Origin of the sequence: Massilia endophytica (assembly GCF_021165955.1) — a bacterium.
GTDB classification, from domain to species: domain Bacteria; phylum Pseudomonadota; class Gammaproteobacteria; order Burkholderiales; family Burkholderiaceae_D; genus Rugamonas; species Rugamonas endophytica.
On sequence record NZ_CP088952.1, the window covers coordinates 3,710,879 to 3,732,855 of the forward strand.

The 21,977-nt window shown below is 63.3% G+C and carries 13 protein-coding genes; 4 read left to right on the forward strand and 9 right to left on the reverse strand.

Annotation, left to right across the window (positions count from 1 at the left end):
- Window positions 1-34: 34 nt before the first annotated feature.
- From dnaE to LSQ66_RS16980, 3 genes are all read right to left on the reverse strand, one after another.
- Complete coding sequence (gene dnaE, locus LSQ66_RS16970; RefSeq protein ID WP_407659534.1) at window positions 35-3,577, reverse strand: DNA polymerase III subunit alpha; 3,543 nt, start codon at window positions 3,575-3,577, stop codon at window positions 35-37.
- 48 nt (window positions 3,578-3,625) lie between these two features.
- Window positions 3,626-3,910, reverse strand: a complete 285-nt coding sequence (locus LSQ66_RS16975) for a colicin immunity domain-containing protein (protein WP_231766366.1) — start codon at window positions 3,908-3,910, stop codon at window positions 3,626-3,628.
- Window positions 3,911-4,123: 213 nt separating this feature from the next.
- Entirely contained in the window at window positions 4,124-5,218 is a 1,095-nt protein-coding gene (locus tag LSQ66_RS16980; RefSeq protein WP_231766367.1) for an acyltransferase family protein, read from the reverse strand.
- A gap of 80 nt (window positions 5,219-5,298) precedes the next feature.
- On the opposite strand from LSQ66_RS16980, the gene LSQ66_RS16985 reads away from it, so the two are divergent.
- Together LSQ66_RS16985 and LSQ66_RS16990 are read left to right on the forward strand one after the other, a co-directional pair.
- A complete protein-coding gene (locus LSQ66_RS16985; protein ID WP_231766368.1) occupies window positions 5,299-6,147 on the forward strand; it encodes a sulfurtransferase in 849 nt (282 codons plus the stop codon).
- A complete protein-coding gene (locus LSQ66_RS16990) occupies window positions 6,147-7,247 on the forward strand; it encodes an acyltransferase family protein (protein ID WP_231766369.1) in 1,101 nt (366 codons plus the stop codon). The genes LSQ66_RS16985 and LSQ66_RS16990 overlap by 1 nt, the downstream gene beginning before the upstream one ends.
- A gap of 7 nt (window positions 7,248-7,254) precedes the next feature.
- On the opposite strand, the gene LSQ66_RS16995 is transcribed toward LSQ66_RS16990, so the two are convergent.
- From LSQ66_RS16995 to LSQ66_RS17020, 6 genes are all read right to left on the reverse strand, one after another.
- Complete coding sequence (locus tag LSQ66_RS16995; protein WP_231766370.1) at window positions 7,255-8,616, reverse strand: TolC family outer membrane protein; 1,362 nt, start codon at window positions 8,614-8,616, stop codon at window positions 7,255-7,257.
- A gap of 2 nt (window positions 8,617-8,618) precedes the next feature.
- Window positions 8,619-9,983, reverse strand: a complete 1,365-nt coding sequence (locus tag LSQ66_RS17000; RefSeq protein WP_231766371.1) for an HlyD family type I secretion periplasmic adaptor subunit — start codon at window positions 9,981-9,983, stop codon at window positions 8,619-8,621.
- On the reverse strand, window positions 9,980-11,770 hold the full coding sequence (locus tag LSQ66_RS17005) for a type I secretion system permease/ATPase (RefSeq protein ID WP_231766372.1): 1,791 nt from the start codon (window positions 11,768-11,770) through the stop codon (window positions 9,980-9,982). Before LSQ66_RS17005 ends, LSQ66_RS17000 begins: the two co-directional genes overlap by 4 nt.
- 135 nt (window positions 11,771-11,905) lie before the next feature.
- Window positions 11,906-13,444, reverse strand: a complete 1,539-nt coding sequence (locus LSQ66_RS17010; RefSeq protein WP_231766373.1) for a class I SAM-dependent methyltransferase — start codon at window positions 13,442-13,444, stop codon at window positions 11,906-11,908.
- A 157-nt stretch (window positions 13,445-13,601) separates the two neighbouring features.
- Window positions 13,602-16,871: a DUF4214 domain-containing protein gene (locus LSQ66_RS17015; protein ID WP_231766374.1), complete on the reverse strand. Its 3,270-nt coding sequence runs from the start codon at window positions 16,869-16,871 to the stop codon at window positions 13,602-13,604.
- 345 nt (window positions 16,872-17,216) lie between these two features.
- Window positions 17,217-18,581, reverse strand: a complete 1,365-nt coding sequence (locus LSQ66_RS17020) for a FecR family protein (RefSeq protein WP_231766375.1) — start codon at window positions 18,579-18,581, stop codon at window positions 17,217-17,219.
- Between the two features lie 298 nt (window positions 18,582-18,879).
- On the opposite strand from LSQ66_RS17020, the gene LSQ66_RS17025 reads away from it, so the two are divergent.
- Together LSQ66_RS17025 and LSQ66_RS17030 are read left to right on the forward strand one after the other, a co-directional pair.
- The gene (locus LSQ66_RS17025; RefSeq protein WP_231766376.1) at window positions 18,880-20,751 is read left to right on the forward strand and encodes a CHASE2 domain-containing protein; all 1,872 of its coding nucleotides are present in this window, start codon (window positions 18,880-18,882) and stop codon (window positions 20,749-20,751) included.
- Window positions 20,748-21,962, forward strand: a complete 1,215-nt coding sequence (locus LSQ66_RS17030; protein WP_231766377.1) for a tetratricopeptide repeat protein — start codon at window positions 20,748-20,750, stop codon at window positions 21,960-21,962. Before LSQ66_RS17025 ends, LSQ66_RS17030 begins: the two co-directional genes overlap by 4 nt.
- Window positions 21,963-21,977 lie beyond the last annotated feature (15 nt).

Below are 21,977 nucleotides of genomic sequence, written 5' to 3' on the forward strand. Positions count from 1 at the left end.
TTGTAATGAGGTGTGGCGCCTTCGCGCCACAACCTCAATATTCGACGGCGATGTCCTTCGCGCCCAGCACCTGCTCCAGGGCCGTGCGCAGTTCATCCGAAGGCGCCACGCGCCAGTCGTCCCCCAGCTGCAGCACGCATTCGATACCCTGCGGCTTGATGCGCATCTGGATCGGCAGGCCGTAGTCGTCGCGGTGCGGCGCCAGCACTTCCTGCAGCTTGGCGGGCGCAATGGCCTGCGGCTGCAGCCATCCCAGCTGGCGGCCGTACTGCAGGCGCGCGCTGGTGATGTCGTGCACCTTCTCGGCCGAGATACGCAGGCCGCCCGTGAAGCGGTCTTCCGACACCTTGCCCGTCACGCACAGGAACTCGTCTTCCTTGAAGCACTTCTTGTTCGCCTCGAAGACTTCGTTGTAGACCGTGACCTCCACCACCGCGCTCTTGTCGTCCAGCGTGACGATGAGGATCTTGCCGCGCTGGGTCATCTGGGTGCGGATGCCGGTGATGACGCCGCACATCATGCGCTGGTCGCGCGAGGGCTCCAGCTCGGAGAGCTTGGTGCGCGCGAAGCGCCGGGCTTCCGCCTGGTAGGCGTCGAACATGTGGCCGGACAGGTAGTAGCCCAGCGCGATCTTTTCCTCGGCCAGCTTCTGGCGGTCGGTCCAGGGCATGGCCTGCACGTATTCCGGCGGGGCCACCAGGTCGCTGTCGTCGCCGCCGAACAGGCTGACCTGGTTCGCGGCGCGCGCTTCCTGCTCGGCGCATTCCATGGCGAAGCCCACGGATGCGAAGAGCACGGCGCGGTCCACGCCGAAGCTGTCGAAGGCGCCGCTGCGGATCAGCGCTTCGATGGTGCGGCGGTTGATCTGCTTCTTGTCCACCCGCTTGCAGAAGTCGAACAGGCTGGTGAAAGGACCGCCCGCCTCGCGCGCGGCGATGATCGCTTCGATGGCGTTCTGGCCGGCGCCCTTCACGCCGCCCAGGCCGTAGCGGATGGCCGTGACCTTCTTGCCCGTGACCGAAGGCGCAGGGCCGTCGGGACGGAAGCGGTAAGCGGAGAGATTGACGTCCGGCGGCAGGATCTTCAGGCCGCAGACCTCGATCGCATCCTCCACCAGGATCTTCACCTTCTCGGTGTCGTCCATGGTCAGCGACATGTTGGCTGCCATGAACGCTGCGGTGTGGTGGTGCTTCAGGTAGGCAGTGTGATAGGACAGCAGCGCGTAGGCGGCGGCGTGCGACTTGTTGAAGCCGTAGCCCGCGAACTTTTCCATCAGGTCGAAGATCTCGTCGGCCTTCTCGGTGGTGAGCCCGCGCTCGCCCGCGCCCTTGCGGAAGATTTCGCGGTGCTCGGCCATCTCCTCGGCCTTCTTCTTGCCCATCGCGCGGCGCAGCATGTCCGCGCCGCCGAGCGAGTAGCCGCCGATGATCTGCGCCATCTGCATCACCTGCTCCTGATACACCATGATGCCGTAGGTTTCGGACAGGATGCCTTCGGTGCGGGGATCGGGATAGTCGAACTTCTCGCCGTGCTTGCGCTTGCAGAAGTCGGGAATCAGGTCCATCGGGCCCGGACGGTAGAGCGCCACCAGCGCGATGATGTCCTCGAAGCGGTCGGGACGCGCATCTTTCAGCATGCCCTGCATGCCGCGCGATTCAAGCTGGAACACGGCCACCGTTTTGGCCTTGGTCAGCAGCTCGTAGGTGGGGCGGTCGGTGAGCGGCACCGTGGCCAGGTCGAAGTCCTTGTCGGCCGGGTCCAGCTCGCGGATGTAGTTGACGGCGCGGTCCAGGATGGTGAGCGTGGTCAGGCCCAGGAAGTCGAACTTCACCAGGCCCACGGCTTCCACGTCGTCCTTGTCGTACTGCGACACCACGCCCGAGTCGCCGGACTGGGTGTACAGCGGGCAGAAGTCGGTGAGCTTGCCCGGCGCGATCAGCACGCCGCCAGCGTGCATGCCGATGTTACGGGTAATGCCTTCCACCTGCTGGGCGAGGTCCAGCAGCTGCTTCACCTCCTCCTCGTTTTCCAGGCGTTCCTTGAGCAGCGGCTCCTCCTCGATCGCCTCGGCGATGGAGACCGGCTTGCCGGGCTTGAAGGGAATGAGCTTCGAGATGCCGTCGCAGAAGTTGTAGCCGAAGTCCAGCACGCGGCCCACGTCGCGGATGGCGCCTTTCGCCGCCATTGTGCCGAAGGTGGCGATCTGGGACACGGCGTCGCGGCCGTACAGGTCCTTCACGTGCTGGATCACCAGTTCGCGCTTCTCCTGGCAGAAGTCAATGTCGAAGTCGGGCATCGACACACGCTCCGGGTTCAGGAAACGCTCGAACAGCAGGTTGTATTTCAGCGGATCGAGGTCGGTAATCTTCAGGCAGTAGGCCACCAGCGAGCCCGCACCCGAGCCACGGCCCGGACCGATCGGCACGCCATTGTTCTTGCCCCACTGGATAAATTCCGCCACGATCAGGAAGTAGCCCGGGAACTTCATCTTGATGATGGTCTCGTTCTCGAAGGCCAGGCGTTCCTCGTAGCGCGGGCGCTGCTTCTCGCGCTCCTCCGGATTCGGGAACAGGTGCACCAGGCGCTCTTCCAGGCCCTTCTTCGTTTCGGCGACCAGGAACTCGTCGATGGTCATGCCCGGCGTGGGGAAGTTTGGCAGCTGCGGCTTGCCCAGCGTGAGCGTGAGGTTGCAGCGCTTGGCGATTTCCACGGAGTTCTGCAGCGCGGCAGGCAGGTCGGCGAAGAGCTCGCGCATTTCGGCCTGCGAGAGGAAGCGCATCTGCTCATTGAAGCGCTTCACGCGCTTGGCATTGGCGATCATCTCGCCTTCGGCGATACAGATGCGGGCCTCGTGGGCGATGAACTCTTCCTGCGACATGAACTGCACCGGATGCGTCGCCACCACGGGCAGGCGCAGCTTGGCCGCCAGCGCCACGGAATGGCGCACCTGCGCCTCCTGGTTGGCCTGGCCCGCGCGCTGGATCTCGATGTAGAAGTGGCCGGGGAAGATGGAGGCCCACTTCGCCGCATTCGCCTCGGCGAGCTCCAGGTTGCCGTTGTCGATGGCCTGGCCGATGTCACCGAACTGTGCGCCGGAGAGCGCGATCAGGCCATTGGCGCCGCTTTCGCCGGGCAGCAGCTCGTAGGTTTTCGACGCCAGCTCCGCCAGCCACTCGGTGCGGATCTCGGCCCGCCCCTTGTACTGGTTCGTGAGCCACGCGAGCGACAGCAGTTCGCACAGCTGCAGGTAGCCCATTCGGTTCTTCGCGAACAGCATGATGCGGAAGGGTTTTTCGCGGTTTTCGTCGTTCTGGATCCAGACATCGCAGCCCACGATGGGCTTCACGCCCTTGCCGCGCGCGGCCTTGTAGAACTTGACCATGCCGAACAGGTTGGCCAGGTCGGTGACGGCGAGGGCCGCCTGCCTGTCCTTGGCGGCCGCTTTCACCAGGTCGTCGATACGCACCAGGCCATCGACGATGGAGTACTCGGAGTGCACCCGCAGGTGGACGAAATCGGGTCCCGCTGGCACGGCTGCCGCCGCGCCCTCTTCCTGTTCTGCTACTGCCATGTTCATCTGATGTCGCCCGCTGAATCGAATTCAGCTATTTTACCGCGCCGAGCCCTACGGCAGAAGTTTCCCGATGCGCTCCGCTGCGCTTGCAACCTGCTTCCGCAGTGCAGCCTCATCCAGATAAAAATCGGGCATCTCTGCTCTCAGCACGGGATCGCCAGACCAGGCATCAGCGTCGCCGAACAGCTCATCGAGCAGAGCGTACTCGGTTTCGTTCATGGCCCGCTTCTCTTTTTTGAAACGGCCAATGAACGCATCTTGAAAACCCTCCGTCGACATCTTCCCATCGAGATATTGCAGCATTAGTTGCCAATATGATTCAAGGATGCTCGTCATCGTCCACCTCCGAGTTTTCCGGACCGCAGCAGATGCAAACGCTGCATCTCGCTCAACTTCCAACCACTCAGGAATTCGCCACTGCAGCCGCCGCTTGCTGAAGGTAATGGTCCTGGAAATAAGTGCAGGCATCCCATCAGCATGTCATATCGTCTACGCCATTTCATGATACGCCACAAGCCAGGGCAAACAACGTGTTCACCTGTTCCTTTTTTAGTTAGGTGTACCCTCGCGGCCGTAGCGGCGGCGCATGCGCAGGAAGGGCTCCTCGATAGTGTTGTAGCTGAGCGTCGCCAGGGCCCAGGTGGCGCCGTAGACGATGGCGCCCAAGGCCAGCGCATTGGCCAGGGGCTGCTCGAGCAGTTGCGGCAGGCCCACGTTGCGGCCAAGGCTGTGGATGACGGCCGCATGCAGCAGGTAGAAGGAAAAACTGACTTTCCCGCCGTGGCAGAGGGCCTTCTCCAGCCAGTGCGGCAGGCGGCGCTCGAAGGAGACCCAGCCCAGGATCAGCACCGCCCACACGGCGCTCTCCTGCAGCGACCAGAAGATCCAGAAGGCCGACTTGGGCGAAGCATTGAAAGGCGCGATGGAGGCCTGAAGGGCGCTGTTCCCCAGCGCCAGAGCCAGCGCCGCGGGGGCCAGCCAGAGCGCGTGGCGCCGCAGCCAGCCGTGGCAGCGCACAAACAGCTCGGCCGCCAGCATCCCCACCAGGAACTGGTCGAAGCGGCCGACGAAGGTGCTGAAGTACATGAGCGTACTGCGCTCGCTCTCCGCATAGGCCGCCGCCTTGAAGAACAGCATGAGCGCGATGAGCTTGAGCAGATAGCGCGGCCCCTGCTCCAGCGCGAAGCGGGCAATGAAGGGGAACACCAGGTAGAACATGAACTCCAGCGAAATGCACCACGCCGCCCCGGTGACCACGCTGCGCGAGGTGGGCGAGTCGCCCAGGTTGGTGGCGAAGATGTAGAACAGGTCCTGCGGCTGGAAGCGGTCGCGCTGGATGGAGGTGGCCAGCAGGAAGATCACGAAGAACAGCGGGAAGATGCGCAGCATGCGGTTGCGCAGGAAGTCGCGGTACTGGATTTCCCCCTTGCCCTGGGCGATGCGCATGAACAGGAAGCCCGATAGCGTGAAGAAGAGCCCCACGCCCGTGTGCCCCTCGGTCACAATGCCCCACCAGGGACTGCCAATGGCGGCGCCGCCCGCCGCGCGGTATTCGATATAAAAGTGGAAGAGGAAAACGATCAGCGCCGCCAGCCAGCGCAGCTGGTCGATCCGTGGGTTGTAGGCGATATTCAGTGATTTCATAGGCTGGCGTTGGGGCGGGCGCCGTCTTCGGCGGACGGGTCCTGCTTTATAATGTCAGCATTCCACTGTACTGAAATATCATGTCCAACGCTACACCCTTCGTTAACATCGCCGCTTATAAATTTATTACGTTTGACGATACGGCAACGCAGCGCCCCCGCTACCAGGAGATTTGCGCGCGCCTGGATCTGAAAGGCACCATCCTCCTGACGCCCGAGGGCATCAACATGTTCCTCTCCGGTACCCGTGCCAATATCGACGAATACCTGGCCTGGCTGCGCCAGGACCCGCGCTTCGCGGATATTGAAGTGAAGGAGAGCCTGTCGTCCGAACAGTCGCACAAGCGCATGCTGGTCAAACTGAAAAGCGAGATCATCACCATGCGCATGCCCCTCATCAAGCCGGAAGAAGGCCGCGCGCCGTTCGTGGAAGCGAAGACCCTCAAGCGCTGGCTGGACCAGGGCCACGACGACGATGGCAAACCGGTGGTGATGGTGGACACCCGCAACGATTTCGAAGTGGACGTGGGCACTTTCGAGAACACGGTGGACTACCGCATCAAGAAGTTCACCGAGTTCCCCGCAGTGATCGAAGAACACAAGGCCGATTTCAGCGGCAAGACCGTGGTCACCTTCTGCACAGGCGGCATCCGCTGCGAAAAGGCGGCTATCCACATGCAGAACATCGGCTATGAGAACGTGTACCAGCTCGAAGGCGGCATCCTGAAGTACTTCGAGGAAGTAGGCGGCGACCACTACACGGGCGACTGCTTCGTGTTCGACTACCGCACCGCGCTCAATCCGAAGCTGGAGCCTACGGAAACCGTGCAGTGCTTCGCCTGCCGCGCCGTGGTCACTCCGCGCCAGCAGCTCTCGCCGGACTATGTGTACGGCGTATCCTGCCCGGCCTGCGTGAAGCAGCCGGCTTGATGGACAAATTCATCTTCGCCAACCAGCTGCGCGGCATCGCCGCCATGCTGGTGGTGATGACGCACTATTTCGGCACCTACTTTGCCGAACAGTCCCTGCTCGCGGCGCGCACCTTCTCGCCCGAGCTGCACTTCAAGCCCGGCGCCTGGGTGCGCATGTTCGAGCTGCCCTACCAGGGCCCTTTCGGCGTCGCCATCTTCTTCCTGATCAGCGGCTTCGTTATCCCCTTCAGCCTGCGCAAGGCCAGCGTGCCGGGCTTCCTCGTGCACCGCGCCCTGCGCATCTTCCCCACCTATGCAGCCTGCCTCGCCATCGGCACCTTCGCCATCTGGTGCAGCGCGCGCTACTGGGGACAGGCCTTCAGCTACGACCTGGGCGTGCTGGCCGCGAATGCGCTGCTGGTGCATAACGTGCTGGGTGTGCCGTCCATGGATGCCGTCAACTGGACGCTCGCCATCGAGATCAAGTTCTACCTGCTGGCCGCCCTGTTCAGCACCCTCTTCTACCGCCGCACCCCATGGCTGCTGGGCCTCGTCGCGCTGGCCGCCTACGGCACCTGGAAATTCGCCACCACGCCCGGCCTCGCGCCCATCCTGACGACGGTCACCATGGAGCTCAATTACATTGTCTTCATGGTGACGGGCATCCAGTTCTACCAGCATGTGACGGGCCTGATCTCCACGCGCGCCCTCGTCGTGCGCTCGCTGCTGGTGGTGGGCGCCTTCAGCTTCACCTGGTCCATCGGCCCGCAGCAGGGCCAGTTCCCCTGGGTGACGGTGTGGTACTACTGCGCCTACCTCGTGTTCGGCGCCTGCTACTTCCTGCGCGAGCGCTTCCGCGCCTCGCGCGTGCTCGATTTCTTTGCGGCCGTCAGCTATCCGCTGTACTGCGTCCACAGCCTGATGGGGTACTGCCTTTTGAAAGTGCTGATGGCGAACGGCCTGCCCTTCGGCGCCGCCGTGCTGGTCGCCCTGCCCTGCGCCATTGCGGCCGCGTATGCGGTGCACGTGGCGGTGGAAGAGCCGACCAACCAGGCCGGCCGCTATCTGTCGCGGGTATTGAGCGGGAAGCGGCTGCGGACGGAGCCGTCCGCAGCCTGAGGAGGGGTCAGCGGAAGTAGCTGGCGACTTCGCGGACGTCGTCGAAGGTCAGCATACCGGCAGCGGCACGCAGCCGAAGGCCGCTAACCAAATAGTTGTAGCGCGCCCGCGCCAGGTCGCGCTGGTTCGTATACAACTGCTGCTGCGCATTCAGCAGGTCGAGATTGATGCGCACACCGCCCAGAATGCTCTGCTGAGTAGCTTTTACCAGCAGTTTGCTGGACTCCACCGCCTTGTCCAGCGCCTGCAGCCGCTGCACGCTGCTCATCACCGTACCATACTGCTTGCGCAGTTCGACGGTGATCTTGTCGATCCGAGCTTGCAGTTCGGCGCGTGCCCGCTCCTGCCCTGCCACTGCCTGGCGTGTCACGGCGTTCACGTAACCACCCGAATACAGCGGCACCGTTAGCTGGATACCCACCGAGCGCTGCGTGGAGTCCTGGGTGTACGTATTCAGCGTTTCGGAATCATTCTTGCTGTAAGTCGCAACAAAATCGAGCTTGGGGGTATGCCCCGCGCGGCTCTTGTTCACTTCCTGGTGCGCCACTTCGATTGCGCTGCGCTGGGCTTCGAGCTCGGGATTGTTGTCCAGCGCAGACTTGAGCCATTCTTCGAATGAGCCGTACTTCACAGGCTGCATGCGGAACTCAGGCACGAGTTCATCGAGCGAGGTCACCTCCTCGCCGACGATACCCGACAGGGTCGCCAGATTGGTGCGCAGGGCGTCCTGCGCCTCCAGCACTTCCGCCTCGGCGATATCGAGCTTGGCCTGGGTCTCCAGCATGTCAGTCTTCGTGCCTTCACCTTTCTGGAACAGGCGATCGTTCACCTTGCGCTGCTCGCGCAAGGTTTCACGCTGCGCCGTGGCCAGCTTCAGCTGCTCATTACTGAACAGTGCGTCGATATAGGCCGAGGTGACACGCAGCGCCAGTTCCTGTCCTTGGGCGTCGAACTGATGGCTTGCCACTTCGGTCTGCGCCTTGCCTTGCTTGTAGCGCGCCAGTGCATCGAAATTGATCAGCGTTTGCCTGAGCTGGACATTGCCCACGCGGCTGACATACTTCGGGTGGGTGAGCGTTTCCCGATTAAGGATATCCCTACCCTCCACGTCCGCACGCACCTTGCTGGCCGCGTAGTTCGCCGAGAGGTTGGGCAGAAGTCCGGCGCGGCCAATGTTCTTGTACTCCAGGCCCGCCTCGTACTCCGCCTGAGCGACCCGGTAGGTCGGATCGTTCTTCAGAGCGGTTTGATACGCCTGCATCAGGCCAATCGCGGATGCACTGCCCGCATGGCTTAGGGCCAGCACGGCCATGGCGCCGCACACAGCACGCGCGGCCCGGCTTTTTAGAATTGCTCCTTGGGCCTTCATGCTTACTCCTCGGACAGAGCGGAACGCGCGCGGTCGAACACCGGCTTCAGCAGATAGCTCATCAGCGTACGCTCGCCGGTCTTCACTTGCATCTCCACCGGCATACCCGGCTGAATCTCCAGCTTCTTAGCAGTGATGACCTTCCGGCCTTCGTCCGATACCTTGGCGCGCACCTTGTAGAAGGCATTGCCAGTGCGTTCGTCCACCGTGCGGTCTGCAGAGACCTGCGTCACGATACCCGGAATATGCGGTGTGCGATTGGTGTTAAAGGCGGAGAAGATCAGCTCCACCGGCAAGCCGACGTGAACGCGGTCGATCAGGTTGACTGGCAGTTGGCCTTCCACCACCAGGGGGTCATTGGCCGGCACGATATCCATCATGCGCGCTCCCGCACCCACCACACCGCCACGAGTGAATACCGTCGAGCCAACCACCACGCCGTCCGCAGGAGACCGGACTTCGGAGTTGGCCAGTTCGTAGTCCTGGGCGGCAATCTTGCTAGCCAGCGCTTCCGCCTCGCGCTGCGTATCCGACAGCTGCGTGCGCACTTCCTTCTGAAAGTCCTGCAGGCGCTGGGCACGGCGCAGGCCCAGCTCGATGATCTGACGCTTCGAGCGGCCGATATTGCCGATATCTTCGGAAATGGCGCCATTCACTTGCGCGTAAGTGCGCTCGACGTCAAGCAAGCGGCTGCGCGCAATATACCCTTCTTTCGCGAGGTCGCGCATGTTCTCCAGCTGCTCCTTGAGGATGCTCTGCTGGGCCTTTTTACTCTCACGCGACTCCTCCAGCCCTTTCACTTGAAGCTTGAGGCCTTCGATATTCTCTGCCACTGCAGCCTGCTCGCTCTCCAGCGACAGACGGCGCGAAGAGAACAACTGCTGCTGCAAAGCGAAACCGGTGATGACGCGCGGGTCATCCTTGTAAGATTCCAGCGCGGCCGGGAAACTGATGGATTTCAGGCCGTCGCGCTCCGCCAGCAGCCTCGCTTCCTGCAGGCGCGCAGTGATGTACTGCGCACGGGTGGTCTCCGCCTGTGACTTGGCGACCACGCTGTTCATCCGCACCAGTACCTGGCCTTTCTTCACCACATCGCCATCGTGAACAAGGATGTCCTCAATGGTGCCGCCCCCAAGGTGCTGCACCTGTTTGCGGTTGCCTTCCTTGGCGACAAAACCGGGCATGGGCACGCCCTTGTCGAGCGGTGCGAAGCTGGCCCAGATGATAAAGCCAAGCACTCCGACCAGTACAACGATCCAGCCGACCCGCGCGTAGGCGCGGGCATCGGTATTGACCGTAATCGGCGTCACGTCGTGCGAGATGACCTCGACCGGCGCGTCGTTCTTCTTGGTGGGCAGAAAACTCATGGTTGCTCCGTTTCGGTGGTGGCGGCAGGCTTGTCCGCGGCAGCGGCGGCACGCGCCTGCTGCTGGGCCTGAGCTGCGGCCTGCTGTTGCTGCAGTTGCTTCTGATTGGCCTCGCCCAGCGCCTGAAGCACATCGCGGGTGGGACCGAACATCTGCACCACGCCGTCGCGCAGTACCAGAAGCTTGTTCGTGGCGGCAATCGCGCTGGTGCGGTGGGTGATCAGCACAATGGTCTTGCCGCGCTGACGCAGGTCGTTGACAGCCTGGAGCAGCGCAGCCTCGCCAGCCTCGTCGAGGTTCGAGTTGGGCTCGTCGAGGACGATCAGCGAAGGATCGCCATACATGGCGCGCGCCAGGCCCAGACGCTGCTTCTGGCCACCGGAGAGACCGGCGCCGCCGTCACCCAGCACTGTGTCGTAGCCTTTCGGCAAATGCAGGATCATGTCGTGCACCCCGGCGCGCTTGGCCGCCAGCACAACCTTCTCCGCATCCACCTCGCCGAACCGGGCGATATTCTCGCTGACGGTCCCGCTGAACAGCTCTATCTCCTGCGGCAGATAGCCGATATACGGGCCCAGTTCGGCCTTGTTCCACTGGAAGATGTCGGCGCCATCCAGGCGTACCTTGCCAGCCACAGAAGGCCAGATGCCGACCAGCAGGCGGGCCAGCGTCGATTTGCCGCAGCCACTTGGACCCACAATTGCCAGCGCCTCGCCGGGCGACAGAGCGAAGCTCACGCCGCGCAGCACTGGAGCTTGCAGACCCGGTGGAGCCGCGGTGACGCCCTCCACTGCGAGGGCGCCCACTGGTCGTGGCAGTTCCATGCCAGCCGTACGCTCAGGATTGTCGGCGAGCAGGGCCGTCAGCCGCTCATAGGCGCTGCGGGTGCTGGCGAAGGATTTCCAGACGCCGATCAGCTGCTGCACCGGTTGCAGCGCGCGGCCGACGAGAATGGAAGCAGCGATCATCATGCCCGGCGTGATCTTGCCTTCCACCGCCAGCAGCGCACCGAAACCGAGCACCAGCGATTGCAGCGAAACCTGCACGAATTTGGTTGCAGCATTCACCAAGCCCGCTTTTTCGCTGGCATCGGCCTGCAGGCGCAGGAACTGGCCGTGCACCTTGAACCAGCGGCCCATCAGATTGGGCAGCATGCCCATCGACTCGATCACTTCCGCATTGCGCAGATTGTTGCTGGCCAGCGTGGACGAAGCAATTGCCATCGTATTCGCATCGCCCAGCGGCTTGTGGGTGACACGTTCGTTGATATATGCCAGCGCCACCAGCACGGCCGTGCCACACAGCGCGAAGACGCCCAGCGACGGCTCGAACAGGAAGATGACAATCAAGTAGACGGGGAACCAGGGCGCATCGAAAAAGGCAAACAGCGCGTTCCCGGTGAGGAACTGACGAATGGAGGTGAGGTCCTGAAGGGCCTGGCCGGCGTTGCCGCCGCGGCGGCGCAGGTTCTGTTCGAATGCGGCGGTGTATACCCGCTTATTCAGGTCCATGTCAAAGCGCGCACCGACACGGATCAGCACGTAGCTGCGCACCAGTTCCAAGGCGCTCATGAACAGATAAGCGCCCAGCATCATCAGGGTCAGCATCAGGAGCGTCAGCTCGTTGCGGCTGGGGAGTACCCGGTCATAGACCTGCAGCATATACAGGGAGGGCACGAGCATCAGCAGGTTGCTGACCGCGCTGAAGCTGCCGACGGTGAAGAAGGTCCGCTTGAACGACAGCAGAACTTTTTCGATCTCGTTCTTTGGAGAGTAGGTTTTTTTCATTGAATGCATAACAGTGCAAAAAATAATGGCGCGCCCGCACAGTGCGGCGACGCGCCATTATCGCTCAATTCCTGCGCGAAATGTGATGTTCGTCACATTTTTTACAGTTTGGTGCGACGAATTCAGAAAAACTTGCTACGAAGTAATTCCCATCGACTTCAGGATCGGGATGATCTTATCATTGAAGGCGGTAGCCTGGACGGTCAGCTCACGCACTTCCTCTTCCACATCATCCACCGTTTTGCCATCCCTCAGCATCCGCTGACCTTGGGCAGTCAGGACCGAGGACGCATATTTCGCCCAGTCGCCCGGCGTCTTGTGGCCGAGTTTTCGTGCCAGAAGGAAGAGCTGCCCAAATCGGCCCAGCGTGAAACCGCCACCGGTGACTGGCGAGGCGACGACATTGATGTCGCCCGTACTGCGTGCCATATCCCAGAGGTAGGCGTTCAGGCGGTCGGTAACCGGCCGAGCCTTTGCGATTACTGCATCCGGCTGCGCCAGGAAGACGTGGTGTGCACCAATCATTACGAACAGCGCCTGGACAACCTGCGGGAACTTGATCCCACGCTCGGCAACAGCCTTCTCGACCTGGCCAAACGTCTTGATCTTATTGTCTGCCAGCGCGTCCAGAATCGGACCGTAGACGGACTCCTGCAGGTTAGCGTCCGCAATGCCTGCCTTGATGGTCAGCGGCACGTCCTGACGCGGCGTGGTCATGATCACACGCTGCTCGCGCAATTGTTCAGCACGCGCGAAATCAGGCAACTTGCGCAGGCCGCGGACCCAGTAGTCCCGGCGGAACTGCTGATTAACCATGAAATCGCGCACGGTTTCGCGGAACATGCGGTCAGGCACTTCTTTGAGCAGAGCCATCTGTTCCGGGCTCATATTGATCGATTCGATGTGGTCGAAGTAGTGCGTCGAGCAAGCGAAGTCAAGCTTGGCAGGCGCGAGCCACTCGGCCATTTTCGCGAATGGCATCGGGTGCCAGTCGCGATTGAAGTACTCGTGGGCCAGGTAACTACGATTCTGGCCTTTCATCGCCTTCAGGCGGTCATTGATCAACGGATTGGCGCGAGCATACATCGGATTAGTCGCCATTAACTTCTCGGCAAACTCCAGTGCTGCATCGATACGCGGCACGATGCCAACGCCCTGTGCCCCCATGACTTCGCTGTGCTCGGTCAGCAGAGCACGCATCGGCACCATGGATGCCCAGCCGGGCTGAGTGTTGTAGCTGATGTAGAGCACGCCGCCCACCTTCAGCTTGCGGCGAACGAAGTCCACGATGATGTGGCGGTTTTCATCGGAAATCCAGCTCCAGATGCCGTGCAGGCCGATGCTATCGAACTGGGGCAGGTCATCGCGGGTGCAGAACTCAGCGAAGGATTCGTCGTAGAGCTTAACGTTGGAGCGCGCTACACCGGCCAGCTCCTGCGCAAAGCCTGCCTGAGCGGGGTTGAAGTCGGTACCGTGCCATTCGGTGACGGAGGCGGCCGCGTGCATATTGATACTGATGCCCTGCCCATAACCGAGTTCGCAGGCCGTGCCTACCTCGGGAAAGACCAGTCCAGCATTCAGGAACGCAAGCTGGATCCGCATCGGATTCAGCTCACTATAGTACCCAAAGGTATAGCCGATGTCGGCAACATAGCCGGCGGACCAGTCAGACATTGGAACTCCTTACAATAAGCAAAACCGCAACCTTAGCAGTTTTTCCCGGCCCCGCCCAGCTCCGCAGACGTAAAAAAACCCCGTCTCCTCGAAAGGAGCCGGGGTTTTTGCGTCTTCGCAACAGGGAGCCGCTTGCGCAGCTCCCCCGCTTCCGGAATTAACCGAAGGCGACGTCGCCCAGAACGATGGAGGTGATACCAACCAGCTTGATCACAGCGTCGGCGCCAGCAGTGTAGTTGCCGTCGCCGTTAGCGTCGATGAACAGGTAGCTGTTCGCGCCAGCGGTCACCAGCGACAGGCCGCGGTTAGCGACGCCGTCGTTGAAGAAGCCGGTGCCGGTGCCGATTGCAGTTTCCAGCGCTACAGCGGTATCAGCCGTTGCAGTATGCAGGGTGATCGCGCCGCGGGTCGAGCCGGTTGCCAGATGCAGGCCGGACAGGTCCAGCACGTCGTTAGCGCCCGAGGCGAAGCTGCTGATCGAGTCGAAGCCGGACATAGCGTCAGCCTTGCCGTCGCCGGTCTTGTCGGTCAGGGTCAGCACGGAGTCGGTCGCCACGGTCAGCGCCACGGTGTCCTTACCACCAGCCAGGGTGATCACGTCAGCACCGGCGTTACCGGCGATGATGTCGCCCTTGCCCGAAGCGGTGTAGGTGTCAACACCCGAACCACCCAGGTAGGAAACAGCGTTCTTGGCCGCGCCGCCGCTGGCATCCTGAACAGCGGTCACGGTCACGTCGCCGCTGGCGCCGGTCGCGTCGATCTTGGTCAGGGCGTCGGACTGCAGAGCGCTCACTTTCACGCTGGCTTCACCAGTGAACACCACGGTCTTGGCCTTGTCGGCGGTCAGCGTGGAGATCGTGTTGGTGTAGTCAGCTGCGGTCAGGGACTCGTCGTCTTCCGTGGTGTCTTCGTCGTCAGCATCGACGGTCGAAGCAGCGGAAACCACATTCACGGTCTCGATGCTAGCAGCGATCAGTTTGGTCACGGTCACGATACCGTTGGCCACGCCATTGTCGTTGCCGTCGATAGCGGTCAGGGTCACGGTCATCGCGTCAGCGGAACCGGTAGCATCCTTCAGCGCGTAGGTCAGGTTCTGGCCGGTGGTCAGGTTGGTCTTCGCGGTGGCGGTGATACCCAGGGTGGTGCCAGCAGCAGCGTTAGCGATGGTCGCAGCAGCAGCCAGTGCGGTGCCGGTCAGGGTCACGTCGGTCAGGCCCAGGATGGACATGTCGTAGGAACCTTGGCCGCCAGCCACTTCCAGAACTTCGAAGCCGCTGTACACTTTGGCGGCAGCCGAGTTGATCAGCGAGCCGTCCTTCACTGCCAGGGCGTCGGTGCCGTCGCCGCCAGCCACCAGTGCGCCAGCAGCAGCAGCGGTGTCGAAGCGGTACACGTCGTTGCCTGCGCCCAGATCCACGGTGCTCTTGGCATCCAGTGCGCCCACGGTGGTCAGGTCGTCCACGCCGGAGCCGCCCTTGATGACAGCTTCAGCCACGGTGCCGTCCACCTTCACGGTGTGCTTGCCGGTACCAGCGGTCATGTCCAGGCTGGTCAGGCTTGCCACGCCGGAGAAGTCAGCGGAGAGGCTGCCAGCGCCAGCCACGGTCACGGTTTCCAGCTTGTCAGCAGCAGCCAGAGCGGTGGTGGTCAGGGTCAGGGCAGCACCGGTGGTGATGTTCAGGGTGTCAGCGACGTTGGTGGTCAGGTTGATGTCCGACTTGGTGGTGGACTTGGCGCCGGTGGCGGTCAGGTTCACGGTGGTAGCAGCTGCGTCGGTGATGGCGGCGGCGCCGGTCACAGCGTTCACGGTCAGGTTCAGCGTGTGCTTCACGGTCGCGTTCACGATGTTGGCTGCGGCGGAGGTGTTAGCCAGCGTCACGGAGGTCAGCTTGTCGCCGGTCAGGGTTGCCAGACCGGTGTGGCCGTCGGCGCTCACGGAGGTCAGGCTGTCTTCGCCGTCGTCGGTGATGTCAACGGTGGTGCCGCCCACGGTCTTAGCGGTGGTCAGGCCACCGGTGCCGGTGATCTTGATCGCGCCAGCGTGGTTGTTGGTCAGAGCAGCGTCGGCAGCGGTCTTGGCGTTGTCGGCGGCGGTCTTGGCGGTTGCAGCAGCGGTTGCAGCAGCGGCGTTCGCGGTCTTGATGTCGTTGATCACAGCCAACAGGCCTGCGTCGGTCTGGCCAACAGCAGCCTTCGCGGTCGACACGGTGGTCTTGTCAGCAGCGGACACGCCAACGGTACCGTTGAACGCGGTCTCGATCGCGGCCAGGTCGTTGCTGCCGCCGTCGCCGGCTTCAGCAGCCACAGCAGCAGCGGCAGCGGTGTCGGTTGCGGTCTTCAGGTTGTCAGCGGTGGTCTTGGCGGTTGCAGCAGCGGTTGCAGCAGTTGCAGCAGCGGTTGCAGCAGCGGCCAGGCCAGCAGCAGCAGCGCCGCCCTTGGCAACAGCAGTAGCGCCGGAAGCAACGGTAGCGCTCGAGCCGCCGTTCACGGTCACGCCGCCGTCGGTGTTGTTCACGGTCACAGCGGTGGTGTCAGCTGCGGTGATGGTCTGCACAGCGCCGCCCTTCACGTCGAAACGTGCGGAGGTCAGGCCGGTCCAGGCGGACACGTCAGCAGCGTCGTTCACCAGCTTGGAAGCGGTGGCGGTCACGGTCAGGGTCTCGATGTTCTTGATCGAGGTTGGCAGCGACAGGTCGACAGGAGCAGGGGCGCCGTCTTTGTCCACGCCGAACACGGTCAGGCTGTCGGTGCCAGCACCACCGTCCAGCTGGTCCAGAGCGGACAGCGTGGAAGCATTGCCGATGAAGGCGTCAGCACCGGCACCGCCGGTGAATGCGCCGCCAGCGTCAACGCCGGTGGTCAGGGTGTGCGAGGTTGGAACGTTCACTTCGCCGTCGCGTGCGGCAGCAGCGTCAGCGGCAACTGCGTCCAGGGCAGCAGGAGCGATGGCGGAAGCCAGGGTGGTGGCGTCGACCACTTTGGACAGCCAGGTGCGGGCCACGGCATTGGCCTTGTCGCCGGAGTAGCCAGCGATTTCAGCGGTGGTGGTCAGCGAGGTGGTGAAAGCGGCAGCAGCAGCGATCTTGGAGTCGATTGCCACTTTGTCAGCGTTCTGTGCCGAATTGGCGATGGTCAGCGCGATGGAGCCGAAGGTTTCGGTCTTTGCGGTCAGCTTGCCAGCCCAGTACAGCAGACCTTCCGGCTCAGGATCACGGCCGAACAGGTTGTTGTAAATAGCGCGCACTTGCTGGATTGGATCTTCGTCAGGGTACTGTGCGTGGTATTCGTCGGATTGCGAGAAACCTGCTGCAACGGCGGCGATGCTGGTTGCATTCGCTTTGTCGAGCCAGAATTGCAGACCAAGCTTGTCAGCTGGACGGTTGAAATAAGCAACGTAAAGTTGCTGGATTTCGTTAGCGGTAGCCATTAAAACATTCTCCTAGAGATTAATAAGCTGCTTGCGGGACACGCCTTGCAGTACTACGGCGCCATGATGGCAGAGACCAACCCCCTTTTATGTGACGATCGTCACATAACACGGCGTTTGTCGCTTTTTTTCACAAAAAAACTTGCAAAAAAGATCCGCGCCACATTATGGGTGGAACTTATGGCGAAATCAATACTCCAGTTACGCCATCAATTAAGTCGCACGTCGTCTTCGCACGGCAAAACGATAATTATATCGGTTTACTGCGCCGATCAAGCTCTGTTAACTGTGCGCCAACAAAAAAGGCGCTGCCACAGCAGCGCCTTTAAAAATAGAGAGAGGTGCTTACTTTCTGGTCCAGTAGGTCACGCCTTGTGCCGTCCGGTCCTGGCCAATCCGGCCGGTAAATATATAGGCGGCGTCATTCTTGCTGCCAACTGCACCGCTGACGGACAGATTATCAGTCGGCACAAAACGGTCGATGGAGGAAAATGCGCCATCTGCAGACATCCTGCCGTTGGACTGGAAGCGGTAGCTCTCGCTCCCCGCCTGCAGATCAAAGCCGGTCGCAAACGTCCGCGCGCCAAAATCGACGGTTAATTGGCCATTGTTCAGAGTGGCGGGGGACAGGGCGAGTGTCGCATTGTTCTGGACAACCGCCTCGCTCTGGGCCAACTGGAATCCTACACTTCCGGATTGCGGCATCTCGAATTCCCCCTTCGTCCGGTACACGGAATAATAAGGGCCGGTGGCCAGCAGCTTCGCCTGTTCGCTATTAAGCTTTGCCGCATCCAGGTTTGCCGCTTTTGCCCCAACCGGCGCCCAGCGCCCCCAAGCCAGCTCACTGACCACCCGCGGCGGGCTGACGACAGGCGGCTCCGAGGGACCAGTAACGACTGGTGGCAGTTCCGGCGCCGGAGGCTGGACGGTAGGACGAACGGTCAGGCCCTGCTGAAGGACAGCAGTCGCCTTGCGAGGATCCAGAACCGGGTCGGTCGACGTCACAGGCGAACCGCCCTCTTTCGGCGGCTCGTCACCACGCGGCGGCGCCACGGTGTCGGGCGCGCTGTTGCTGCTGCCGCTGGAGAGCAGGCGCGGTTCGGCCTGGCCGCGGCGCACCTGCATCATCTGGCCCGGCTTGGCCGCAGTCAGTTCGCGGCTGCTGCCCGTTTCGCAGGGGCCCATGCCGCCCGGCTGGCAGGCGCCGCCGAAGCCGCTCACCACGATGGCGCCCGAGAGCACCGTCACGTTCGAGGTTTCCTGGTCGGTAAACACCGTGAAGTCGGTGCCGCGCACGCCGATGGCGGCCACGGGGGTGTTGAAGCGGAAGTTCTGGCGCGCGGCCTTCACGCCCGAGCCGGACACGCTGCGCGCCACGCCGGAGAGCAGCTCCAGCTTCACGCGGGTGTTGGACGGGTTGGCGCTATCTATATGATAGGCGGCAATGCGGGCGCGGCTGGATGGACGCAGGATCAGCAGGCCGCTGTCGATGGTCTTCAGGTAGACGTAGCCGTCCTTGCCGGTTTTCAGCTCGTCGCCTTCCTGCACCGCATCGTTCAGGGCCACGCGGCCCTTGGCGTTCTGCACGTCGCCGCTCACGAATACGATGCGCCCCGCTTCTCCCGCCTGGGCCAGGCCCGCGCAGGCGAGCAGAGCCAGGATTCCCAGGCTCTGGCGCAGGGCCGGCAGTGTAACGATTCGAGACAACATGGCAGTACTCCTATAATTCATATCTATTGTCCGCTGATGCTCAGCAATTTCTGTGACGTAGGTCACAAATCACCTTGCAGTGCACAACCACGTAGAAATTTTCGCGAACGGTACACGAACTGTATCCTTCCGTTTGCCACACTCCTAATACTGTTACCAATTCTCACGCTTTCTTGTCGGGTGGCTGCCACAGAAGTGTATTGCCGAGAGTACAATTTTTTTTCCTGACGCCCTCGGCAAGGCGCTATACTCGTAGGTTATACGCAACTTCTTTACTTGTCTTTTTTCGCTTTTTTACATGGGGTTTCCGCTACCGATCCGCGCCAAGGCGTCCCTGGCGCCGCTGGCACGGCTGCTGGTGGCGCTGGCGGCTGTCGCCTTGACGGCCTGGGCGCAGTGGCAGGCCGGTTCCGGCACGCCCCCGTCCGGCGAGGAAAGGCTGCGCGACGCCCTGGTGCGCGCCCAGGCAGACCAGACGCCGGAAGAACGCCTGGTGGTGATCGATGTGGATGAAGCCAGCCTGCGCCGCATCGGCCCCTGGCCCTGGCCGCGCGACCGTCTGGCCCACATGCTGGAAAACCTGATCGGTCCCTATGGCGCCAGCGGCGTGGGCCTGGACATCGTGCTGCCCGAACCGGCCGATGCGGCGGGCGACCAGCGCCTTGCCTTGCTGGCCCAGTTCGGCCCCCTCGTGCTGCCCCAGTCCTTTGTGTTCGACGGCAATGCCGGCCTGCAGGTGGGCCGCCTGGTGGGCGGCCGCCGCGCGCCGCTGGGCGACGCGGTGGAGGCGCGCGGCTATGTCGCCAACCATGCCGGGCTGGCCAAGGCTGCCCATATCGGCAATATCGGCTTCATTCCGGACGGCGACGGCATGCTGCGCCGCCTGCCCATGCAAACCTGGTACCAGGGCCGCCGCTTCCCGGCGCTGTCCCTGGCCCTGCTGGAGTGCTGCGCCAAGCCCGTGAAGGCGGCTAGCGGCCCCACGGGCGGCCTGGCCAGCGGCGACGGCCTGCGCCGCCTGCCCTACAGCCGCGCCTGGGAAGCCTATCTGGTGGTGCCCGCCGCCGACATCCTGGAGCAGACGGTGCCGCAGGAGTGGCTGTCGGGCAAGCTGGTGCTGGTGGGCTCTTCCGCCCTCGGCCTCTCGGACCGCGTGGCCACTCCGCTCAGCCCGAATACCAGCGGCCTGCTGGTGCACGCGGCCGCCCTCACGGCCCAGCTCGATGCGCGGGAAGGCCTGGCGCCCGCCCCCTGGCCCGGCCGCAGCATCGCCATCGCCTACGCCATCCTGCTGGCTGCGCTCAGCAGCTACACCCTGAGCCGCCTGTCCGCCTGGGTCAATATCGCCCTGCTGGGCGGGGCAGCCGTAGCGTGGCTGGCCCTGTCCTGGTTCATGGTGCGGCACGACGCCCTGTTCGCCGTCACCGGCCCCCTGTTCTCCTGCCTCTTCCTGCTGGCGGCCGGGGTGCCCCTGGCCTGGCAGCTGGCCCAGCGCCATTCGCGTCGCCTGCTGGGCACGCTGCGCCAGTACGTGGCGGACGCGGTGGTCGACGAGCTGCTGCGCAGCAACCTGTCGGATCCGCTGGCGCCCATCCGCTGCGACGTGACCACCCTCATCGCCGACATGCAGGGCTACACCACCCACGTGGCCTCCCTGCCCGTGGAGCAGGCGGCCCAGCTGACCCGCGAATTCCTGAACTGCCTCACCGAACCCGTGCTGGCCTGCCGCGGCACCCTGGACAAGTTCACGGGCGACGGCCTGGTGGCCTTCTGGGGCGCGCCCCTGCCGGTGGACGACCACGCGGACCAGGCCCTGGACGCCGCCCTCGGCATCATGGCGGCCATGGAGCAATTCAACGCGGCGCGCGCCGCCCGGGGCGCCGCGCCCATCCGCGTGCGCATCGGCATCGAAAGCGGCGAAGCCATGGCCGGCGATTTCGGTTCCACGGCCAGAAGCATTTATACTGCCGTCGGCGACAGCGTGAACGTTGCGTCGCGGCTAGAAACTGCGGCGCGCGACGTACCCTTCAATGTGGTGGTGGGACCCGGCACGGCCGCGAAGGCGCGGCGCCATGCCCTGTCGCAGATCGGCCAGACCCGGCTGCGCGGACGCGACACCGACACCACCCTGTACACGCTGAGCGCCCTGGCGCCCAAAGGAAACACTTGAAGACTGCATTACTTGCCCTTCTACTGCTGTGCGGCGCGGCCTGCGCCCAGGAGGTAAAGCCCGAAGCGGCGGCGCCCGACCTGTACATGGAAGCCATGCGCGCCCTGGGCGAGGGCCGGGCCGACGAGGCCGACCTGCTGCTGCAGCGCATGATCACGGAAGGCCCCCGCAATCCCGGCGAATGGCTGGACCTGGCGCTCCTGCAGTGCGCCCTGGGCCATGCGAAGGAAGCCGAAACGCTGTTCCAGGACATCGAAACGAACTTCGATCCGCCCCCCAGCGTGGCCGACATCATCCGCCAGCAGCGCGTGCAGGGCTGCCGCAGCTGGCGCAATGCGGCCCAGCAGTGGTCCGTCCAGGTCCAGCGCGGCTACGACACCAACGTCAACCAGGGCGCCAGCAATTCCGAGCTGAAGGCGGGCGACGGCACGCCCCTGGAACTGCTGCCCGAATACCTGCCGCATGCCGACCATTTCACCACCGTGTCGGCCGACTACCTGCGCGAGGTCAGCGCGCGCGGCGACCTGGCCTTCCTCCAGTTCCATGCCCGCGAGCACGACCGGGAAGAGCAGTACGACACCATGTCCCTCTTCGCGGGCTATGAGCGGCCCTGGCGCTGGGGCAAGTGGCGCATGCGCGGCGTGCTCATGGGCAGCCTGCTGACCCTGGGCGGCAAGCTCTACCAGGAGCAGGGCCAGCTGCAGCTGCGGGCGCGCGCCCCCCTCCCCCTGCCCGAGCAGTACGACCTGAGTTTGGTGGGCAGCTCGGCCTGGTCGCACTACCGCACCCTCACCAATTTCGACGCCACCACCCTGGAAGTGCGCGCCGTGCTGTCCTACCGCGGCAGCAGCGCCTCGGCCCAGGCCAGCGCGGGGGTGCAGGACGACGAGGCGCGCAGCAACCGTCCGGGCGGCGACCGCGAGGGCTGGAATGTGCGCCTGATGACCCATGCCCGCCTGGGCGAGAGGCTGGAAGGCGAGCTGGACTGGAGCCGCCAGAACTGGCGCGGCGCCCAGACCTATGCGCCCGGCCTGGTCGACGTGAGCCGCCGCCAGTCCAGCAGCACGGCGCGCGCCGCCCTGCTCTGGCCCATCAGCCCCGGCCAGCAGCTGCAGCTGGAGCTGCGGCGGGTGCGCAACAAGGAAAACATCTCGATCTTCGAGTACGACAGCCGCCAGATCTCCCTCAGCTGGCGTTATGAATCGCGCTGAGCGCCTTACATTTGC